Origin of the sequence: Methylorubrum salsuginis, assembly GCF_900114375.1 — a bacterium.
GTDB lineage: Bacteria > Pseudomonadota > Alphaproteobacteria > Rhizobiales > Beijerinckiaceae > Methylobacterium > Methylobacterium salsuginis.
Genome location: NZ_FOSV01000002.1, coordinates 101,583 through 120,314 on the forward strand (window position 1 = coordinate 101,583; position 18,732 = coordinate 120,314).

Here is an 18,732-nt window from a genome sequence, read left to right on the forward strand (position 1 = left end):
GAACCCGCCGGAATGCACGTGCGGCCCCTGCGGAACCGGCATCCCGGCCTCCGGGTTCGCGAAGCTTGCGGGGCCCGCGGGCCCAATCCCGAAAAATCTCAAGCGCAGCGGCCGTCAGGCCCGGAGCCCTCATGAGTGGAACGGCACTGATCGCCGGCGTCAGCGGCATCGTCGGCAACAATCTCGCCCGCCACCTCGCCGGTTCGGGCTTCACGGTCCACGGCCTCGCCCGGCGCCCGCCCGCCGAGATCGACGGCGTCGCGCCGGTGGCCGCCGACCTGCTCGATCCGGACAGCCTGCAGGCCGCCCTCGAAGGGCTGAAACCCAGCCACGTCTTCATCGCCACCTGGCTGCGGCAGGAGACCGAGGCCGAGAACATCCGGGTCAACGCCGCGATGGTGCGCAACCTGCTCGACGCGATCCGGCCCGCCGGGAGCGTGCGCCACGTCGCGCTGGTGACCGGCCTCAAGCACTATCTCGGCCCGTTCGAGGCCTACGGGAAAGGGATGCTGCCGGCCACGCCCTTCCGCGAGGAGCAGGGCCGGCTCGATGTCGAGAATTTCTATTACGCCCAGGAAGACGAGGTGTTTGCCGCCGCGGAGAGGGACGGGTTCGGCTGGAGCGTGCACCGCCCGCACACCATCATCGGCTACGCCTTGGGCAATGCCATGAACATGGGCGTGACGCTGGCCGCCTACGCCACCCTCTGCCGCGAGACCGGCCGGCCGTTCCGTTTCCCCGGCTCGGCGGCGCAGTGGAACGGGCTCACCGACATGACCGATGCGCGGCTGCTCGCCCGCCATCTCACCTGGGCCGCCACGACGCCTCGGGCCCGCAACGAGGCCTTCAACGTGGTGAACGGCGACGTCTTCCGCTGGAGCTGGATGTGGGGCCGGATCGCCGCGTGGTTCGGCGTCGAGCCCGCCCCCTTCGACGGCGAGCCCAATCCGCTCGAAGCCCAGATGGCCGGCGCCGGCCCGCTCTGGTCGGAGATCGCGACCCGCCACGGCCTGATCGAGCCCGACCTGAGCCGCCTCGCCTCGGCCTGGCACACGGATGCCGATCTCGGCCGGCCGATCGAGGTGGTGACCGACATGAGCAAGAGCCGCCGCCTCGGCTTCCTCGATTATCAGGCGACCGACGACGCGTTCTTCGCCCTGTTCGAGCGGCTGCGGGCCGCGCGCGTCATCCCGTGAGGGCGCCGCTCACGGAATCCCGATGATCTTGTGCGTCTGGAGCGAGAGCCGCCAGCGCGCGTCCGACCGGCAATAGGCCACCGCCGCCGCGGTGTTGGCGGCGGCGTCGGGCCCGTCCATCGGCTGGAGGAAGCGATGGCGGAAGGCCAGCTCCGCAAACCTCTCCGGTGGGGCCTCGGCCTGGGGGAACACGAGCTTCAACTCGTGGCCCGAGGTCTGGGCGAGCGGGTTGCCGGCCTTGGGGCTCACGCAGATCCAGTCGATGCCCGGCGGCGCGGGAAGCGTGCCGTTGGTCTCCACCGCCACCTCGAAACCGCGTGCGTGGACGGCCTCGATCAGCGCGGCGTCGAGTTGCAGCAGCGGCTCGCCGCCGGTGAAGACGACGTAGCGGTTGCTGGCACCCCCGCCCCAGGTCGCCGCGATGGCCTCGGCCAGCGCCGCCGCGTCGGCGAACCGCCCGCCGCCCTCGCCGTCCATCCCGATGAAGTCGGTGTCGCAGAAGGTGCAGGCGGCGCCCGCCCGGTCCTCCTCGCGGCCGGACCAGAGATTGCAGCCGGCGAATCGGCAGAACACCGCCGCGCGCCCGGCCTGGGCGCCCTCGCCCTGGAGGGTGTGGAACAGTTCCTTGACCGCGTAGGACATCGCAAAAATCGCTGAAGATGAGGCCCTGCCCATACAGGCGCGCATGGAACCCTGTCACGCCGGTCACGATTCCGCGGGTGCAACCCTGCCGGCGAGCTTATCCGTTGGGCGTTCGGCGGTTTCTGCCATGCTCTCGCCACGGAGGGCACGTTGATGATCGGCCAATCCTCGCGCCGATCCCATCGGTGCCGCCTACCCGTAGGCGGCGCGACGCCCGGCGCCTTTTCCAAAACCCTTCCTGCCCCCTTGCCCGAGATGAACCCGATGGTGAACCGAGTCTGGGGACGCCTGATCGCACCGCTGGCCGCGCTCGCGGCGCTGGCCGTCCCGGCGGCGGCGGTGACGACGCCGATCCTCGTGGTCGAGGCCGATTCCGGCAAGGTGCTCTACAGCCAGGGCGCCACCGACCCGTGGTACCCGGCCTCCATCACCAAGCTGATGACGACCTACGTCGCCCTCGACATGGTGCGGCAGGGCAAGGTCTCCCTCGACACGCTGCTGACCATCTCGCCCGAGGCCGCGGCCGAGCCGCCCTCGAAGATGGGCTTCAAGCCCGGCACCCAGATCACCCTCGACAACGCCCTCAAGATCATCATGGTCAAGTCGGCCAACGACATCTCCTGGGCGATCGCGGAGGGCCTCGGCGGCTCGGCCGAGGGCTTCGCCGACATGATGAACGAAACCGCGCACCGGATCGGCATGCGCGAGAGCCGCTGGTACAATCCCAACGGCCTGCCCGAGCCGCGGCAATGGACCACCGCCCGCGACATGGCGATCCTGGCCCGCGCGCTGATGCGCGACTTCCCTGACCAGCAGGGGCTGTTTTCGATCTCGGCGATCCAGTTCGGCAAGTCCGTCATGGCCAACCACAATGGCCTGCTCGGGCGCTATCCCGGCGCCGACGGCATGAAGACCGGCTTCATCTGCTCGGGCGGCTTCAACGTGGTGGCGAGCGCGACCCGCAACGGGCGCCGCATCATCACCGTGGTGATGGGCCAGCCGAGCGCCCGCGAGCGCGACATCAAGGCCGCCGACCTGTTCGATTACGGCTTCGGCCAGTCCGCGGGCTGGACCGCCCAGACCCTCGAAACCCTGCCGGCCTCAAACCTCGCCGCCCCGCCGGATCTGCGGCCCTATATCTGCGACAAGCGCAAGCCGATCCCCGTCGATGAGGGGCCGGGCGCCCTGACCGCGGGCGCGGACGGCACCGCCACCCAGCTGTTCGGCTCGGCCACCGCCGACACCTCGAACCTCGCCTTCGCCGCGCTCGGCGCCGCCAATGTCCGGGGGCGCAGCCTGCCGCCGCGGGCGCCGCTCCAGCCGATCGCGGTCTGGACCGGCCGCAGCCCGGCCGAGGGCGCCGCCGCGCTGGCCCAGGCCGAGCAGGAGGCCCAGGCGTCCAAGGAGGCCGCTCGCACCGCCAAGGTCGAGGCCGCCCGCCAGAAGCGCGAGGAGGCCAAGGCCGCCCAGGCCGCCCAGGCCGCGAAGGCCGAGGCCCACAAGCAGGCCGCGGCGGAAAAAGCCGCCAAGGCCCGCGCCGCCGCCGTGACGGCGCCGAAGCCTAAGACCGCCGCCAAGGACAAGGTCCCGGCTGCCGCCAGCGCCTACACCGCCGCCGAGGCCCCGAAGGCCGCGCACAAGCCGGCGGCGAAGAAGGCGGAGACCAAGGCGGATGCCAAGCCCGCCGCGAAGAAGACCGAAGCCAAGCCCGCGACGAAGAAGGCCAAGGGCAAGGACGACGACGCTTAAGGCGATTCACCTCACCTACCGCGCATCCCCTCTCCCCGCCGTGCGGGGAGAGGGCCGCGACGACCCCGTCGTCGGCGCGGCGAGGCGGCAGCCGAAGGTGAGGGGGCTTGGACGGATGAGACTCTTCCGTCCAAGCCCCCTCACCTTCGCTCCGGCTTCGCCTCCGCTCCCTGCATGGACAACAAGGTCCATGCAGGCCTCTCCCCGCGTGCGGGGAGAGGGGGGAGCGGCGGTTCTCGACAGAGTTCTCTGGAACGCCGCCCCATGACCCAGACCGACCCCCGCCGCCCAGCCCCGATCCCGCTCACCGTCCTCACCGGCTTCCTCGGGGCCGGCAAGACCACCCTGCTCAACCGGTGGCTGGCCGATCCGGCGCTCGCCGACACGGTGGTGATCGTCAACGAGTTCGGTGAGATCGGCCTCGATCACCTGCTGATCGAGACGGTGGACGACGGGATGATCCTGCTCGGCGCGGGCTGCCTGTGCTGCACCGTGCGGGGCGACCTCATCAACACGCTCGAAGACCTGCTGCGGAAGCGCGACAACGGCCGCATCGGTGCGTTCCGCCGGGTCGTGATCGAGACCACCGGGCTCGCCGACCCCGCCCCGATCCTGCACGCGCTGATCTACCACCCCTACCTGTCGCTGCGATTCCAGTTGCAGGGCGTGGTCACGGTGATCGACGCGGTCAACGGCCAAGGCACCCTCGACGCCCACCAAGAGGCCCGGCGGCAGGCGGCGGTGGCCGACCATCTCGTGCTGACCAAGGCCGACCTGCCCGACGCCGCGCCGGACGCGCTCAAAGCTCGGCTCGCCGCCCTCAATCCGGGCGCGTCGATCCATGGGCCGGACGTGCCGGCGGAGCGCCTGCTCGGCGGCCTGTTCGGGCTCGACGGCAAGGGCGAAGACGTGCGGGCGTGGCTCGGGCCGGCAAAGGAGTACGACCACGGGCACGCCCATGACCATCATCACGGGCACCATTATCACGACGTGAACCGGCACGACGCCGCGATCCGGGCCTTCCATCTCACCAGCGACGTGCCGGTGCCGCGCCCAGCCTTCGAGATGTTCCTGGACCTCGTCCGCTCGGCCCACGGGCCCAAGCTCCTGCGCCTCAAGGGTCTCGTGGCACTGGCCGACGATCCCGAGCGGCCCGTCGTGGTGCACGGCGTGCAGCACGTCGTCCACGCCCCCACGACGCTGCCGGCCTGGCCCGACGGCGACCGGCGCTCGCGGCTGGTGATGATCGTCCACGACCTCGATCCGGACTTCGTGCGCCGGATCTGGGATGCGTTCCTCGGCAAACCCGCCATCGACACGCCGGATCGGGCCGCCTTGACGGAGAATCCGCTGGCGATTCCCGGGGGCTGATTCAGGGGCTCCGCCCCAGACCCCGCGAAAGGGGTGCCCCCTTTCGAAACCCTGGATTATTCGTCTTCGCCGAACTTGTCGGCGAGCAGCGCCTCGATCGCGTCGAGGGCGGCCTCGGCGTCGTCGCCGAGCGCGACCACCGCGATGGTGGTGCCCTTGGCCGCGCCCAACGTCAGCAGGCCCATGATCGAGCGGCCCCCGACGGTCTCGCCCGCGCGGGTGACCGTGACGGCGGCGCCGAAACGCTCCACCGTCTGCACGAACTTGGCCGAGGCGCGGGCGTGCAGGCCGCGGCGGTTGATGATCGGGAGGATGCGGCAGAACCCGCCCTCGGGAATCTCGGGCTGCGGCTCGATTTCGTCGTCCACGCTCTCGCTCATCGGGCCTCGCGCTCCTCCCGGATGGGGAAAGCGTGGTTAAGCCGGCTCTCGGGCGAAGGGAAGGCGCAAGCTGCGGGCGACCGGGCTACTTGCCCGCAAGAACCCGCGAGGCGACGTTGATGTACTTGCGCCCCGCCTCCTGGGCGTGGAGCACCGCGTCGCCCAGGCTCTCGGCGTCGCGCACGCTGGCGAGCTTGATCAGCATCGGCAGATTGATCCCGGCGACCACCTCGACCTGGCCGCCGTTCATACACGACAGGGCGAGGTTCGAGGGCGTGCCACCGAACATGTCGGTCAGCACGACGACGCCCGCGCCCGTGTTGACGCGGCCGACCGCGGTCATGATGTCGCCGCGTCGCAGTTCCATATCGTCCTCGGGGCCGATCGTGATCGTCTCGATCTGCTTCTGAGGGCCGACGACATGCTCCAGGGCGGCCTTGAACTCGGTCGCCAACAGGCCGTGGGTGACGAGCACCATTCCAATCATCGAAGCGTGTTCCGACGCCCTGTGAGCGGAGACGCCATCTTGTGCAGCGCAAGGTGAAGCGCAACCCGATCGCGGCGATTTGCTCGATGCGATGCACCACCATGCCATGGCGGCAACACCCGCGCTACAGGTCGCGAGCCCCTGCGGGCACGAGAGCGGCGGAGTGCGTCCGAACGGCCACGCTGGCGTCGAGCGCCTCGCGAATCAGGTATTCCCTCGGCTGACCCCCTGCAAGGGAGAGGCGCGGCAGGCTGACCCCGAGGAGACGCTCGGTCGCAACCGGCTCCGCCGGCATCCGCTCGGCCGTCTCGACGAGGTCGACCACGAGGCGCAGAACCGCCGCTTCCGCATGCGCGGCGAGCCGGCGGATGCCGTGGCCGCGGATCTCGATCAGCCCGGCCAGCGCCGGATGCGGCCGGGCGACGAGGCGGCCGTGATACGCTTCCAGCCGGATGCGGTCGTCGCCGACAAGGGCGGCGTGGCGACCCTCCAGATCGGCGCGGTCGAGTAGCGCGAGGCAGAGCGAGGATTTTCCCGAGCCCGCCGGCCCCCGCACCAGGACACCCGCCTCGCCGAGGAGGACGCAACTCGCATGGACGGTGAGCGAGGCGGTCGGATCGCTCACGCCGCGAGGTCGTCGCCGAAGCGGTCGGCGCGCGGCGCCACCGGCAGGCGCACGATGAAGCGGGCGCCGCGCACCGTCGGATGCCCCTCCTCATCCGCCGGGCCGGGGCGGTTCTCGGCCCGGATCGTGCCGTGATGCGCCTGGATGATCTGGCGCGAGATCGACAGGCCGAGCCCGGAATTCTGCCCGAAACCCTGCTCGGGCCGGTCGGTGTAGAAGCGCTCGAAGATGCGCTCCAGGGCGTGCTCGGGGATGCCCGGCCCCTCGTCCTCGACGATGAACTCGACCTCGTTCTTGAGGCGCCGCAGGGCCACCCGCACCTGGGCGCCCGGCGGCGAGAACGAGCGGGCGTTGTCGAGCAGGTTGTTGACGACCTGACCGAGCCGGCTGTCGTGGCCGATGATGCGGAACGGCTCCTCTACGTCGCCCGGCGGCCGCTCAATGTCGAATCGGATCAGCGCCGCCTTGGCCCGACGCCGCTCGTTGGCCACCGAGGTGACGGTGGTCAGGAGCTTGCCGAGATCGACCCGCCGCGCCTCGGCGCGGGCGAGTTCGGCGTCGAGCCGGGAGGCGTCGGCGATGTCGGAGATCAGCCGGTCGAGGCGCTTCACGTCGTGTTGGATGATCTGCATCAGCCGCCAGCGGGACTCGTCGGTCTTGGCGAGCGGCAGGGTCTCGACCGCGCTGCGCAAGCTCGTCAGCGGGTTCTTCAACTCGTGGCTGACATCGGCCGCGAAGCTCTCGATGGCGTCGAGCCGGCGGTAGAGGGCCTGGGTCATGTCGCGCAGGGCGCCGGAGAGATGGCCGATCTCGTCGGTTCGGTTGGTGAAATCGGGAATTTCCTGCCGGGACTTGATGCCCCGGCGCACCCGCTCGGCGGCCTCCGCCAGCCGCCGCACCGGGCCGGCGATGGCGCCGGCGAGCAGGATCGACAGCACCAGCATGACGGCCGCCGCGACGAGGAACACTTGCAACAATCCGAACCGTTCGGAGGCGATGACCCGGTCGATGTCGCCCCCCTGCGTCGAGACCATCAGGACGCCGCGCACGGAGCCGGCGCGCTGGATCGGCACCGCCACCGAGACGATGGTCTCGCCGCGCTCGTTGCGCCGGGCGATGGTGCCGCGGGCGCCCGAGAGCGCCGCCTGGACCTCGCGAAAAGCCCGCCCGTCCTGCGGGCCCGCCTCGTCCTGGCTCGACCGCTCGCTGACGACGAGGCCGAGGATGCGGGTGCCGACGAAGTCCCACACCCGCTCCAGCACGTTGGGCTTGGGGGGGCGCACCACGGTGTCGCCCCGGCCGACATCGCCGCGGGCGAACAGCGAGCGGGTGTCGAACAGGAGGCTGGCTTCGCGGTCGTAGACGCGGGCGCGGTTGCCGGTCGGCGTCACGAGGCGGCGCAGCAGCGGCGCGACCTTCTCCGGGTTGAGCGAGAAGGCGAGCGAGGAGGGGTCGTCGTCGAAATCCTTGCCCTCGCCGGCCTGCTGCTGGAGCAGCTTGTCGGGATCGACCCGGATCGTGTCGGTCTCGACCGAGGCCTGGGCCGCGATGGCGCCGGCGATGATGTCGCCCTGGATCAGCAGGCTCTGCACACGGGCCTGGATCAGCCCCTGGCGGAACTGGTTCAGGTAGAGGAAGCCGAACAGGAGAACGATCAGCCCGACGAGGTTGAGCACCACGATGCGGCGCGTCAGGCTGGAGGAGGCGCGTTGGCCCACCGCGTTCCACAGGTCGCGCGGCCAGGTCAGCGGCGGCCGGGCGAAGGTGTCGAGCAGGCGCAGGAGCGCCGGGCGGCGGGGGCCGCCCTCGGAATCGGGGTCTCGGGACAGGGGGGCGAGCATCCGCGGATCGACCTTCTGGCGGCGGAGTCTCAACCCTCCTTGAAGCGGTAGCCGACGCCGTACAGCGTCTCGATCATATCGAAGCTCTGGTCGGTCACCTTGAACTTCTTGCGCAGGCGCTTGATGTGGCTGTCGATGGTGCGGTCGTCGACATAGACCTGATCATCGTAGGCCGCGTCCATCAGCGCGTTGCGGCTCTTCACGACGCCGGGGCGTTGCGCCAGCGCCTGGAGGATCAGGAACTCGGTGACGGTCAGCGTCACCGGCTCGCCCTTCCACGTGCAGGTGTGGCGCTCGGGGTCCATCATCAGCTGGCCGCGCTCCAGCGACCGGGCGGCGGCGGCGTCGGCGTCGCGGGCCGGTGCGCCGGGGGTGCCGTCCTTCGGGGCGAAGCGGCGCAGCACCGCCTTCACCCGCTCGACCAGCAGACGCTGCGAGAACGGCTTATGGATGAAGTCGTCCGCGCCCATCTTCAGGCCGAACAATTCATCGATCTCCTCGTCCTTCGAGGTGAGAAAGATCACCGGAAGGTCCGATTTCTGCCGCAGGCGTCGGAGAAGCTCCATCCCGTCCATGCGCGGCATCTTGATGTCGAAGATCGCGAGATCGGGCGGGGAGTGCCGCAGGCCGTCGAGCGCCGAGGCGCCGTCGGTATAGGTCTGGATGCGGTACCCCTCGGTCTCCAGCGCGATCGAGACGGAGGTCAGGATGTTGCGGTCGTCGTCGACGAGGGCGATGGTCGGCATGCAGAATTCCTGACTGGACGGCGCGGCGTCGCTCTCTCGAAGGATCGCGGCGGCGCGGCCTGCCTCCGCTGCCGGAGGGGTTGCGATCCCCGGCGGCGGGTCTCGTCCTTTACGACCATCGTTCGAAAAAAGCGAGCGGGGGTCTAAGCTTGGCCTTAAATGAAGGGGGCCTCCGTCTCCCGCGTCCGGCAGGATGCCGCACCCGGTGGAAGGCCTCCCGCCCTCGTGCGGCGCGACGGCGGCGGGCTATGCTGGGCGCGAACCGGGTGCCGACAATCCTTGGCGTCCGGGAGGGAGTTTTTCATGAACGACGACGCGACGCCCCCCGCCCCCGAGCGGCGCGGCCCGGCCGAGCCGCTGCCCGCGGCGCAGGCGCCCTTCGACGCGATCGGCCTCGCCCGCCAGCTCCTGCGCGGCGTGCGCGCCGGGGCGCTCGCCACGATCGACGCCCAGGACGGCACGCCGTTCGCCTCCCTCGTCACCATCGCGACCGACCAGGACGGTACGCCCCTGATGCTGATGTCGCGGCTCTCAGGCCATACCCGCAACCTCGACCGGGATCCCCGCTGCTCGCTTCTGTTCTCCGTCGGCGGCAAGGGCGATCCGCTCGCCCATCCGCGCCTGACCGTGACGGGCCGCGCCACCCGCACCGACGAACCGCGCATCCGCGAGCGTTTCCTCGCGCGCCATCCGAAGGCCAAGCTCTACGCCGACTTCCCTGATTTCGGCTTCTTCGCCCTCGACCCCACGGCCGGCCATCTCAACGGCGGCTTCGCCAAGGCCGCGACGCTGACGCGAGACGAACTTTTGCTCGACCTCACCGGGGCCGAGGCGCTGGTGTCGGGGGAGCGGGGCGCGGTCGATCACATGAACGAGGACCATGCCGACGCACTCGCCCTCTACGCGGCCTCCGTCGGCGAAGCCGGCACCGGCTGGCGGCTCACCGGGCTCGACCCGGAGGGGCTCGACCTGCTGGCGGGCGACCGCACCGCCCGCGTGACCTACCCGGAGCCGGTGCGCGACATGGGCGCGTTGCGCAAGGTTCTGGTCACCATGGCGAACGCGGCGCGGGCCGGGGGCGCGGTCAGCGGCTCCTGAGGATCAGCCGGTCGCCGCGCACCTCGTAGGAGGGCAGGCGGGTCAGGAAGCTCTGGCCGAGCAGGTTGCCCGAGAGGGCGCCGGGCCGGCTCACCACCGCATCGACGTTGCGTTCGGTGATCGGCCCGACCCGGATCGAATCGAGCCGGATCGGCGCCGTCAGGGCGATCCCGTTCGCCGTGGACACCCGCAACGAAAAATCGCCCTCCGCCGGGCGGATGCCGAGCGCGGCGGCGTTCTCGGCGGTCAGCACCACGCTGCTGGCGCCGGTGTCGAAGGCGAAGCGTTGCTCCGCTCGGCCATTCACCTCGGCGATGACCGAAAAGTCGCCGTCGGAGCGGCGGGTGATCGTCACCTCGCCGCCGGGGCCGACCACGGCGGTGCCGGGACGCAGAGCGCCCATCAGGTTCGCGCCGATCCGCTGGGCGTCGTCGCGATAGGTGTAGCCCGCGACCGCCAGCGCCCCGAGCCCGAGCCAGATCAGCGCCGCGCGCACCGTGTCGCCGGGCATCGCGAGCGCGTGGCGCCAGCGCCCGGCGGTGATGAGCAGCAGCAGCGCCGAGAGCGAAACGAGACCGGCGAACTGATCGGAATCGAGCCCCAGGACGGGGCCGCCGTCGTGATGGGCGATCAGGACGACGAGGCCGATCCCGAGGATCGCCAGCCCGATCCACATCATCGGGTGAGCGCCCCGCGGCCCGGATAGGCCCGCGCCAGCCGCTCGGGCAGCGTCGCCATGATTGCCTGCCGCCGCGGCTCGGGGAGCGAGCCCCACAGCCCGATCTCGTCGCGGGTGCGTCCGCAGCCCTCGCACAGGCCGGTCCGCGCATCGAGCACGCAGACCTTGGTGCAGGGGGAGGAGGGCTTTGCGGAGGGCGGGGCGGTCATGGTGTGCGCAGATGGGCTGCGGATGCGTTCCGAATCAAGAGCTGGAGCGCCTTCCGACGAAGTGGATGCCGGTTCGTCGAAAGAATGCGCGGCAAAACAAAAGCTTGGAGCCGTGCGTACGTTTCCGTTTGATCGAGCGCGGCTCTAAGCCGTCGACGCCACCAGCGCGAGCAGCACCGCGATCTCGCCGAGCTGCTGGCAGGCGCCGACCACGTCGCCGGTCTGGCCGCCGATTTTTTTCCGCGCCAGTGCCGCCAGCGCGAAGGCGACGCAGGGTGCCAGGACGAGGCCCAGCGCGAGGCCGAGGGGCGGCAGGCCGAGGCTCGCGCCGACCAGCGCGAGGACGAGGCAGAGGCCGGCGACGGTCAGAAGCGTCGCCCGGCTCGGGCGGCCGACCGCGGCGCCCGCGCCGCCGGGGCGGGCGGGATCGAGCCACGCGATCGGCACCAGGGCGGCGCCGCGCGAGACGGAGGCCGCATAGAGAAGCGCCAAGGCCGCGAGCGCGCCGGAGCGGTCGAGGAGGGTCGCCAGCGTCGCGGCCCGCAGCGCCAGTCCGAGGAACAGCGCGGTGCCACCGAAGGCGCCGATGCGGCTGTCGCGCATGATCTCCAGGATGCGCTCGGCACTTCGCCCGCCGCCGAAGCCGTCGGCGACGTCCGCCAGGCCGTCCTCGTGCATCGCGCCGGTGACGAGGGCGAGGGCGGCCAGCGCCAAAGCCGCGGCCACGAACGGCCCGAGCCGGATTTCCCAGGCCAGCACCAGCACGAGGGCGGCGGGCAGCGCCAGGAGCAGGGCCGCGACGGGCAGCATCCGCGGCACGGTGCGGAAATCCGGGATGCCGTAAGGCTCCGGCTCGTCGGGCAGCGGCGGGATCGGCAGGCGGGTGAAGAAGCGCAGGCAGGCGGCGAGATCGTAGACGACATCCGCGCCGGGAAAGGGCGGACCCGGATCGCCGCTCTTGCGCTCCACCATTCCCGGCTTCCTTCGTCAGGCGCGACGCCGGGGCCGCCTGTACCGCGGGCCCGCGCGCTTCTATAGCGCTGGCAAGATCCCGGCCGCTATGCGCCTGCTCCCCGTCCCACCCGCTTTTTCGGCCGGTGGCGCCGACCGAAACCTTGCCGAGAGGCCCCGCGATGACCGATTCCGCCGCGCCGTTCGCCGATATCCGCCGCCTGATCGCCGACATGCCCGGCCCCGACGCCGACGCCGTCGCGATGGTGCGGGCGCGGGACGCGACGCTGACCAAGCCGCCGGGCGCCCTCGGGCGGTTGGAGACCCTCGTGGAATGGCTCGCCGCGTGGCAGGGCAAGGGGCGGCCCAGCCTCGACCGGCCGCTGGTCTGCGTGTTCGCGGGCAGCCATGGCGTGGTGGCCCGCAGCGTCTCGGCCTTCCCGGCCGAGGTCAATCGGCAGATGCTCGACAATTTCGCGGCGGGCGGCGGGGCGATCAATCAGCTCTGCGCCGCATACGGTCTCGGCTTCCGGGTGTTCGACCTCGCCGTCGATCTGCCGACCGGCGACATCTGCGAGGGCCCCGCGCTCGACGAGCGGGGGTGCGTCGCCACCATGGCCTTCGGCATGGAGGCGGTGGCCGCCGGCACCGACGGGCTCGCCATCGGCGAGATGGGCATCGGCAACACCACGGTGGCGGCGGCAATCTATGCCGCCCTCTACGGCGGCGACCCGGCGCATTGGGTCGGGCGCGGCACGGGGGTGGACGAGGGCGGTCTCGCCCGAAAGGCGGAGGCCGTGCGCCTCGCCCTCCAGACCCATGCCGGCCATCTCGACGACCCGTTGCAGGTGCTCGCCCGCCTCGGCGGCCGCGAGATCGCCGCCATGGCCGGGGCGATCCTCGCCGCGCGTCTCCAGCGGGTGCCGGTGGTGCTCGACGGCTACGTCGCGACCGCCGCGGCCGCCGTGCTGCACGCCCTCGATTCCTCCGCGCTGGACCATTGCCTGGCCGGCCATCTCTCGGCGGAAGGCGCGCATGCGGAGGTGCTGGAGCGCCTCGGGCTGACGCCGCTGCTCTCCCTCGGGATGCGGCTCGGCGAAGCCTCCGGCGCGGCGCTGGCGATGGGTCTGCTCAAGGGGGCGCTGGCCTGCCACCGCGACATGGCGACGTTCGAGCAGGCGGGGGTGTCGGGGAAGGCCGCGGGGTAAGCCTTACGTCGGCCGCGCCGCCTGCGCAGCGTCGTAGGCGGTCTCCAGCTGCCGGACGGTGGCGAAGAGTTCGCGCAACTCGTCCGGGTTCATGTGCTGGATGTTGACGCTGCCGAGGCTGCCGAACGAGACGACGACGTAGGGCTCGCCCGTGTGGCGCTCCTGCTTGAGCTTGAACTTGAGGTAGGAAGAGCCGTCGCTGAGCGGCACCTTGCCGGTCATCAGCACTTCACCTGTAAACAGGCGGCGGAAAAGCTTGAGCATAGTCCCCAAGAGGTGGGGAGCCGCGATGGTTTGCGCAAGCGGCGGTTGAAGCCCTCGCTTCAGGCCAGTCCCGCCAGATGCAGCCCCACCCCCGCGGCGGAGGCCGCGAGCAGCGTCGGGATCACGCCCACCCGGAAGCGGAACACCGCGAGGATCGCGGCCCCCGAGAGCAGCAAAGCCGGCCAGCGCAGGCTCGTCCAGACCGGTAGGTCGAGCCGCAGCCCGAGCCCCGGATGCAGGGGGCGGGTCTCCGCAAACAGCAGGTGCAGGGCGAACCAGACCGCAAGGTTGAGGATCACTCCCACCACCGCCGCGGTGATGGCGGCGAGCGCGCCGGACAGCGCCCGGTTCTCCCGCAGGGCCTCGACGTAGGGCGCGCCGGCAAAGATCCAGAGGAAGCAGGGCAGGAAGGTCACCCAGGTGGTGAGCAGACCGCCGAGCACGCCCGCGACGTAAGGGTCGAGGCTGCCGGCCTGCCGGAGGGCGCCGAGGAAGCCGACGAACTGGGTCACCATGATGAGCGGGCCCGGCGTCGTCTCGGCGAGCCCCAGGCCGTCGAGCATCTCGCCGGGTTTGAGCCAGCCATAGGTGTCGACCGCGGCCTGCGCGACATAGGCCAGGACCGCGTAGGCGCCGCCGAAGGTGACGACCGCCATCTTGGAGAAGAACACCGCGATGGCGCTGAAGACGTTGTCCGGCCCGAGCCCGATCACCAGCCCCAGCACCGGCCCGAGCCAGAGCGCCAGGAACACCCCGGAGATCGCCAGGGTGCGGCGCAGGTTCGGCCGGGCATGGGCCGGGACGCCGAGCCCGAGCAGGCTGTCGGCGTCAGGCAGGCCCTTGTCGGCCGCGCCGCCATGGCCGGCGGCGCGGAAGCTGCGGGCGCCGCCGCGGGTGCCCGCGTAGCCGATCAGGCCCGCCGCCAGAACGATCAGCGGGAACGGCACGTCGAACAGGAAGATGGCCGCGAAGGCGGCGCCTGCGATGGTGCGCATCGCGTTGTTGCGCAAGGCGCGCGCGCCGACCCGCACCACCGCCTGAAGCACGATGGCGAGCACCGCGCATTTGAGGCCGAAGAACAGGCCGCCGACGATCCCGACGCCGCCGTAAGCCGCGTAGATCAGGCTCAAGGCCATGATCGAGACGAGGCCGGGCAAGACGAACAGCCCGCCCGCGATCAGCCCGCCCGCGGTGCGGTGCATCAGCCAGCCGATATAGGTGGCGAGTTGCTGCGCCTCGGGGCCGGGCAGCAGGGTACAGAACGAGAGCGCGTGGAGGAAGCGCGCCTCGCCGATCCAGCGCTTCTCGTCCACGAGGATGCGGTGCATCACCGCGATCTGCCCGGCCGGGCCGCCGAAGCTGAGGAGCGCGATCCGGGCCCAGACGCGGGCCGCCTCGGAGAGCGTGACGCCGTGGTCCGGCGCGCCGTCGCGGTCCATCCCGGTCAACCTTCCGCCCGCAGCGCCGCCTCGATCATCCCGGCGATGGCGAGCGCCCGCCCGTCGTCGCCGAAGCGGGCGATCACCTGAACGCCGAGCGGCAGCCCGTCGCCCGGCACCGGGACGGTGACGCAGGGCACGCCCATCAGGGTCCAGAGCCGGTTGAAGCGGGCGTCGCCGGTGGTGGCGATGGCAGGCGCCCGGCCGACCGCCGAGACGGTCAGGATCGCGTCGAAGCCTGAGAACATCTCCTTCAACTGGCGCCGCGCCCGGTGGGCGTCGCGGCGGGCCGAGTCGTATTGCGCGGCGGTCAGTTCCTGGGCCCGGTCGAGCTGAGGCCCCAGCACCGGCGGCAGGGCGGCGCGGTGCGTCGCGACTTCCCAGGCGAGCGCTTGGCGCGCCTCGAAATCCTGCACGGTCGGATGCGCGGCCCAGGCGCGGGCGAAGGGCTCGGGCAACGCGAGATCGACGAGGGTGGCGCCCGCCCGCTCGGCAGCTCGCGCGGCGCGGGTCAGCGCGTCGAGCGCCTCCGCGTCGGCCTCACCCGCGAACTCCTGGAGACAGAGGGCGATGCGCGGCGCGCCGGCCTCCGCGGTCTCGATGGCGGGCCGTTCGACGATCAGCGCCAGCGCGCGGGCGAGGTCGGGCACGAAGCGGGCAAACAGCCCGACCGTGTCGAGCGCCCAGGAAAACGTCTTCACCCCCACCGTCGGGATCAGCCGGAACGAGGGCTTGATCGCCGCGATCCCGCAGAAGGCCGCCGGGCGGATCACCGAGCCGCCGGTCTGGGTGCCGAGCGCCAGCGGCAGCAGCCCGGCCGCGACCGCCGCCGCCGAGCCCGAGGACGAGCCGCCCGGCGTATGGGCGGGATCGTGCGGGTTCACCGTGCCGCAGGGATCGAGCCCGGCAAAGGCCGTGGTCGCGGTCTTGGCCAGCGGCACGGCGCCGAGCGCGCGCAGCCGCGCCACCACCGCCGCGTCCGCCCGCGGGCGCCAGCCGGCATAGATCGGGGAGCCGTGCTCGGTCGCCATGTCGGCGGTGTCGATGATGTCCTTGATGCCGACCGCCACGCCGGCGAGCGGTCCCTCCGGGACGGGGCCCTCGGGCGCCATGCGCAGGATCGCGCCGAGGCTCGGGTCGCGCTCGGCGATGGCCGCGCGGGCCTCACGGATCGCGGCGTCCGGCGAGAGGCGCCCGGCCTCGATGCGGGTGCGGAGATCGACGAGCGAGATCATGCGCTTCGCGTGACGCTTGGGCGCCGCCCCTGTCAACACCGCTCCACAGGCCCGATGCACCGGAGACACGGTGACGGTGACTTCGTCCGCATCGTTAGCGTCGCGTTTACGGAAACGCGCCAACGTCGCACTCATGTGGCGTAAAGTGTTTGCGTTTTCGGCCCTGGCGCTGTTCGGCGCGGGCCTCACCGGTTGCGCGATCAACCGGTTCGAGCGCCGTGAGGCGTGGCGCGACCAGGCGGAGCAGGCTTGCATCGCCCGGAAGCTGGTTCAGCCCACCGCGTGGGTCTCGCTGGCGCGCGAGATCGACGGGCCGGGCCCCTGCGGCATGCAGCAGCCCTACCGGGTCACCCGGCTCGGCAACGGCACGGTCGCACTCAAGCAGCGGATGACGCTGGCCTGCCCGGCGCTCGCCGAGGCCGAGGCGTGGCTCGCCGACACGATCCAGCCCGCCGCCAACCTCTATTTCGGCGTGCCGGTGGCCGAGATCAACGCAGGCTCCTATTCCTGCCGCGGGCGCAACAATCAGGTCGGCGCCAAGCTCTCCGAGCATTCCTTCGGCAACGCCGTCGACATCATGTCGTTTACGCTCGCCGACGGCCACGTCATCACCGTCAAGGGCGGCTGGCGCGGCACGGAAGCTGAGCAGGCGTTTTTGCGCGAAGTCTTCGTGGGGGCCTGCGCCCGCTTCACCACGGTGCTGGCGCCGGGCTCGAACGTGTTCCACTACGACCATATCCACGTCGATCTCGCCCGCCACGATCCGCGGGGCCTGCGCCGCGTCTGCAAGCCGTTGCTGAAGTTCGAGTCGCAACTCTACGCCGCCGACGGCACGCCGCGGCCGATGGCGACGCCCCGCCCGCCCATGCGCCAGCCGGCCGCCCCGCAGGCGCCGGTCGATGTCGAGGAGGACGATCCCTACGGCCTGTCGCCGACCTCCTCGCGGAGCGGTGCGTCGCGCTACGCCCGGAGCCCGAGCCCCTCGGCGCCCTCGGCCTACGTCGCCGCTCCGCCGCCGCCCCGCCCGCGGGTGGCCGCGGCACCCGCCGCCGGGGACGAGGCGGAGCCGATCCCGGCGCACGGCCCTTCGGACGAGCCGATCTACTGAGTGTCTCTCACAAGACTCCCGCTGCGCCGTCGCGTCCGGAGAGGTCATCGACAGTGAACGGGCGTTTTGCGAGGCACTCTGAAGCCGGGGCGTCAGGTTTCCACCAGACCGGCGCTCGAGTCCGACAGGCCCTGCCCGTGAGCTTCCGCCAGATATTCCTCCGAGCGCATCTCGATCAGCCGTGAGACGGTGCGCTCGAATTCGAAGGCCTCGCGGCCGTCGGTCGCCGTGTAGAGACCCGGCGGCTCGGCGGCGGCCGACGCGACGAGCTTCACCTTGGCGTCGTAGAGCGTGTCGATCAGTGTGATGAAGCGCTTGGCCTCGTTGCGCTCGGCCTCGCCCATCACCGGGATGTCCGACACGATCAGCGTGTGGAAGGTGACCGCCAGCGCCATGTAGTCGGAGGCGCCGAGCGGCTTGCGGCAGAGGTCGTCGAAGCCGAAGCGGGCGACGCCGCCGGCTTCTTCGGGCACCGCCACCTCGCGGCCTTTCACCCGGACTTTCGCGGGCACGCCCTTCGCCTTGCCGGTGAGCGCCTTGAAGGCGGCATCGAGCGCCTGCGCCGCGTGCCCGTCGGCGGGCACGTGGTAGACCGAGGCGCCGCCGAGTTTTTCCAGGCGGAAATCCGTGCGGGAATCGAGCCGCAGCACGGTGACGCGCTGCTTCAGCTCGGCCACGAACGGCAGGAACAGGGCGCGGTTGAGCCCGCCCTCGTAGAGCCGGTCGGGCTCGACGTTCGAGGTCGCCACCACGGTGACGCCGTGGCGGAACAGGACGGCGAACAGGCGCCCCAGCAGCATCGCGTCGGCGATGTCGGTGACGGTGAACTCGTCGAAACAGAGGAGCGTGGCCTCCGCCGCCAGCGCCTCGGCCACCGGCGGGATCGGGTCGTCGCCCTTGGCGGTGCCGTTCTTCACCGCCTGCCGGTGGGCGTGGATGCGCTCATGCGCGTCGGCCATGAAGCCGTGGAAATGGACCCGCCGCTTCGGGCCGGGGGCGGCCTCGTGGAAGAGGTCCATCAGCATGGTCTTGCCGCGGCCGACCGAGCCCCAGACGTAGAGGCCCTTCGTGGCCTCCGTCCCCTCGTCCTTGCGGCCGAACAGCCAGCCCAGCGCCGAGCCCTTCTTGGCGCGCCGCCGCCGCGACAACGCCTGCAGCAATTCGTCTAAAGCCGCCACGAGGCGCAGTTGCGCCGGATCGCGCTCGATCCCGCCGGCCGCCACGAGGGCGTCGTAGCGGTCCCGCACCGGGCCGGGATGGAGCGCGCCGGAGCGGGCGTGATCGGAGGGGGCGAGCTTGTCCGTGGGCATCCGGGCCGCGTGTTTGGGCGGCCTGTCGGGCCGGGCTTGTCCTTAAGTGCCGTGCGGTCCCGCCGGGATCAAGCCGGCATGGTCGAGCCTGGGCGCGCGGGCCAGCCATGCGGGAGAAACCGCCGATCCGGCATTTTGCTGCATTGCAACAATCCCGGCCCGTCGCCAGTTTCCGCCGTGGGAGGGGGAGCGTG

The 18,732-nt window shown here is 71.4% G+C and carries 19 protein-coding genes; 6 read left to right on the forward strand and 13 right to left on the reverse strand.

Annotation, left to right across the window (positions count from 1 at the left end; genetic code table 11):
• Window positions 1-131: 131 nt before the first annotated feature.
• Window positions 132-1,196: an SDR family oxidoreductase gene (locus BM140_RS03175; RefSeq protein ID WP_091941919.1), complete on the forward strand. Its 1,065-nt coding sequence runs from the start codon at window positions 132-134 to the stop codon at window positions 1,194-1,196.
• 9 nt (window positions 1,197-1,205) lie between these two features.
• Here the strand turns inward: BM140_RS03175 and queE are convergent, their stop codons facing one another.
• Entirely contained in the window at window positions 1,206-1,838 is a 633-nt protein-coding gene (queE, locus tag BM140_RS03180; RefSeq protein WP_091941921.1) for a 7-carboxy-7-deazaguanine synthase, read from the reverse strand.
• A 264-nt stretch (window positions 1,839-2,102) separates the two neighbouring features.
• Here queE and BM140_RS03185 point away from each other — a divergent pair, with 264 nt between their 5' ends.
• Both BM140_RS03185 and BM140_RS03190 read left to right on the forward strand, forming a co-directional pair.
• The gene (locus BM140_RS03185; RefSeq protein ID WP_091942670.1) at window positions 2,103-3,587 is read left to right on the forward strand and encodes a D-alanyl-D-alanine carboxypeptidase family protein; all 1,485 of its coding nucleotides are present in this window, start codon (window positions 2,103-2,105) and stop codon (window positions 3,585-3,587) included.
• A 264-nt stretch (window positions 3,588-3,851) separates the two neighbouring features.
• Window positions 3,852-4,958 carry a CobW family GTP-binding protein gene (locus tag BM140_RS03190; protein WP_091941923.1) on the forward strand — a complete coding sequence of 369 codons (1,107 nt, stop codon included), beginning with the start codon at window positions 3,852-3,854 and terminating at the stop codon, window positions 4,956-4,958.
• 56 nt (window positions 4,959-5,014) lie between these two features.
• Here the strand turns inward: BM140_RS03190 and BM140_RS03195 are convergent, their stop codons facing one another.
• From BM140_RS03195 to BM140_RS03215, 5 genes are all read right to left on the reverse strand, one after another.
• Window positions 5,015-5,338 (reverse strand): HPr family phosphocarrier protein, encoded by a 324-nt coding sequence (locus tag BM140_RS03195; RefSeq protein WP_091941925.1) that lies wholly within the window; start codon window positions 5,336-5,338, stop codon window positions 5,015-5,017.
• Between the two features lie 85 nt (window positions 5,339-5,423).
• Window positions 5,424-5,825: a PTS sugar transporter subunit IIA gene (locus BM140_RS03200; protein ID WP_091941927.1), complete on the reverse strand. Its 402-nt coding sequence runs from the start codon at window positions 5,823-5,825 to the stop codon at window positions 5,424-5,426.
• Between the two features lie 124 nt (window positions 5,826-5,949).
• Window positions 5,950-6,450 carry an HPr kinase/phosphorylase gene (locus BM140_RS03205; RefSeq protein WP_091941929.1) on the reverse strand — a complete coding sequence of 167 codons (501 nt, stop codon included), beginning with the start codon at window positions 6,448-6,450 and terminating at the stop codon, window positions 5,950-5,952.
• The gene (locus tag BM140_RS03210; RefSeq protein WP_091942672.1) at window positions 6,447-8,291 is read right to left on the reverse strand and encodes a sensor histidine kinase; all 1,845 of its coding nucleotides are present in this window, start codon (window positions 8,289-8,291) and stop codon (window positions 6,447-6,449) included. The genes BM140_RS03205 and BM140_RS03210 overlap by 4 nt, the downstream gene beginning before the upstream one ends.
• A gap of 29 nt (window positions 8,292-8,320) precedes the next feature.
• Window positions 8,321-9,037: a response regulator transcription factor gene (locus BM140_RS03215; protein ID WP_056248322.1), complete on the reverse strand. Its 717-nt coding sequence runs from the start codon at window positions 9,035-9,037 to the stop codon at window positions 8,321-8,323.
• Between the two features lie 303 nt (window positions 9,038-9,340).
• On the opposite strand from BM140_RS03215, the gene BM140_RS03220 reads away from it, so the two are divergent.
• Window positions 9,341-10,135 carry a HugZ family pyridoxamine 5'-phosphate oxidase gene (locus BM140_RS03220; protein ID WP_091941931.1) on the forward strand — a complete coding sequence of 265 codons (795 nt, stop codon included), beginning with the start codon at window positions 9,341-9,343 and terminating at the stop codon, window positions 10,133-10,135.
• Here the strand turns inward: BM140_RS03220 and BM140_RS03225 are convergent.
• From BM140_RS03225 to cobS, 3 genes are all read right to left on the reverse strand, one after another.
• On the reverse strand, window positions 10,122-10,814 hold the full coding sequence (locus tag BM140_RS03225) for a retropepsin-like aspartic protease family protein (protein WP_091941933.1): 693 nt from the start codon (window positions 10,812-10,814) through the stop codon (window positions 10,122-10,124). The two genes, BM140_RS03220 and BM140_RS03225, sit on opposite strands and share 14 nt — an antisense overlap.
• On the reverse strand, window positions 10,811-11,023 hold the full coding sequence (locus BM140_RS03230; protein ID WP_091941935.1) for a DUF1289 domain-containing protein: 213 nt from the start codon (window positions 11,021-11,023) through the stop codon (window positions 10,811-10,813). Before BM140_RS03230 ends, BM140_RS03225 begins: the two co-directional genes overlap by 4 nt.
• A gap of 144 nt (window positions 11,024-11,167) precedes the next feature.
• Window positions 11,168-11,995, reverse strand: a complete 828-nt coding sequence (cobS, locus tag BM140_RS03235; protein ID WP_091941937.1) for an adenosylcobinamide-GDP ribazoletransferase — start codon at window positions 11,993-11,995, stop codon at window positions 11,168-11,170.
• A gap of 161 nt (window positions 11,996-12,156) precedes the next feature.
• Between cobS and cobT the strand changes: the two genes are divergently transcribed.
• The gene (gene cobT, locus BM140_RS03240; RefSeq protein ID WP_091941939.1) at window positions 12,157-13,182 is read left to right on the forward strand and encodes a nicotinate-nucleotide--dimethylbenzimidazole phosphoribosyltransferase; all 1,026 of its coding nucleotides are present in this window, start codon (window positions 12,157-12,159) and stop codon (window positions 13,180-13,182) included.
• Window positions 13,183-13,185: 3 nt separating this feature from the next.
• On the opposite strand, the gene BM140_RS03245 is transcribed toward cobT, so the two are convergent.
• The 3 genes from BM140_RS03245 to BM140_RS03255 form a co-directional block, all read right to left on the reverse strand.
• A complete protein-coding gene (locus BM140_RS03245) occupies window positions 13,186-13,404 on the reverse strand; it encodes a hypothetical protein (protein WP_131803737.1) in 219 nt (72 codons plus the stop codon).
• Between the two features lie 101 nt (window positions 13,405-13,505).
• A complete protein-coding gene (gene chrA, locus BM140_RS03250; protein WP_091941943.1) occupies window positions 13,506-14,885 on the reverse strand; it encodes a chromate efflux transporter in 1,380 nt (459 codons plus the stop codon).
• A 5-nt stretch (window positions 14,886-14,890) separates the two neighbouring features.
• Window positions 14,891-16,120: an amidase family protein gene (locus BM140_RS03255; RefSeq protein WP_091941945.1), complete on the reverse strand. Its 1,230-nt coding sequence runs from the start codon at window positions 16,118-16,120 to the stop codon at window positions 14,891-14,893.
• A gap of 133 nt (window positions 16,121-16,253) precedes the next feature.
• Between BM140_RS03255 and BM140_RS03260 the strand changes: the two genes are divergently transcribed.
• A complete protein-coding gene (locus tag BM140_RS03260) occupies window positions 16,254-17,228 on the forward strand; it encodes an extensin-like domain-containing protein (protein ID WP_091941947.1) in 975 nt (324 codons plus the stop codon).
• A gap of 92 nt (window positions 17,229-17,320) precedes the next feature.
• On the opposite strand, the gene zapE is transcribed toward BM140_RS03260, so the two are convergent.
• Entirely contained in the window at window positions 17,321-18,538 is a 1,218-nt protein-coding gene (gene zapE / locus BM140_RS03265) for a cell division protein ZapE (protein WP_091941949.1), read from the reverse strand.
• Between the last annotated feature and the right edge of the window lie 194 nt (window positions 18,539-18,732).

Bases quoted from the DNA above. Each gene is read 5' to 3' on its own strand.
- BM140_RS03175 (WP_091941919.1), top strand. From the start codon at position 132: ATGAGTGGAACGGCACTGATCGCCGGCGTCAGCGGCATCGTCGGCAAC.
- queE (WP_091941921.1), bottom strand. From the start codon at position 1,838: ATGTCCTACGCGGTCAAGGAACTGTTCCACACCCTCCAGGGCGAGGGC.
- BM140_RS03185 (WP_091942670.1), top strand. From the start codon at position 2,103: ATGGTGAACCGAGTCTGGGGACGCCTGATCGCACCGCTGGCCGCGCTC.
- BM140_RS03190 (WP_091941923.1), top strand. From the start codon at position 3,852: ATGACCCAGACCGACCCCCGCCGCCCAGCCCCGATCCCGCTCACCGTC.
- BM140_RS03195 (WP_091941925.1), bottom strand. From the start codon at position 5,338: ATGAGCGAGAGCGTGGACGACGAAATCGAGCCGCAGCCCGAGATTCCC.
- BM140_RS03200 (WP_091941927.1), bottom strand. From the start codon at position 5,825: ATGATTGGAATGGTGCTCGTCACCCACGGCCTGTTGGCGACCGAGTTC.
- BM140_RS03210 (WP_091942672.1), bottom strand. From the start codon at position 8,291: ATGCTCGCCCCCCTGTCCCGAGACCCCGATTCCGAGGGCGGCCCCCGC.
- BM140_RS03215 (WP_056248322.1), bottom strand. From the start codon at position 9,037: ATGCCGACCATCGCCCTCGTCGACGACGACCGCAACATCCTGACCTCC.
- BM140_RS03220 (WP_091941931.1), top strand. From the start codon at position 9,341: ATGAACGACGACGCGACGCCCCCCGCCCCCGAGCGGCGCGGCCCGGCC.
- BM140_RS03225 (WP_091941933.1), bottom strand. From the start codon at position 10,814: ATGATGTGGATCGGGCTGGCGATCCTCGGGATCGGCCTCGTCGTCCTG.
- BM140_RS03230 (WP_091941935.1), bottom strand. From the start codon at position 11,023: ATGACCGCCCCGCCCTCCGCAAAGCCCTCCTCCCCCTGCACCAAGGTC.
- cobS (WP_091941937.1), bottom strand. From the start codon at position 11,995: ATGGTGGAGCGCAAGAGCGGCGATCCGGGTCCGCCCTTTCCCGGCGCG.
- cobT (WP_091941939.1), top strand. From the start codon at position 12,157: ATGACCGATTCCGCCGCGCCGTTCGCCGATATCCGCCGCCTGATCGCC.
- BM140_RS03245 (WP_131803737.1), bottom strand. From the start codon at position 13,404: ATGACCGGCAAGGTGCCGCTCAGCGACGGCTCTTCCTACCTCAAGTTC.
- chrA (WP_091941943.1), bottom strand. From the start codon at position 14,885: ATGGACCGCGACGGCGCGCCGGACCACGGCGTCACGCTCTCCGAGGCG.
- BM140_RS03255 (WP_091941945.1), bottom strand. From the start codon at position 16,120: ATGATCTCGCTCGTCGATCTCCGCACCCGCATCGAGGCCGGGCGCCTC.
- BM140_RS03260 (WP_091941947.1), top strand. From the start codon at position 16,254: ATGTGGCGTAAAGTGTTTGCGTTTTCGGCCCTGGCGCTGTTCGGCGCG.
- zapE (WP_091941949.1), bottom strand. From the start codon at position 18,538: ATGCCCACGGACAAGCTCGCCCCCTCCGATCACGCCCGCTCCGGCGCG.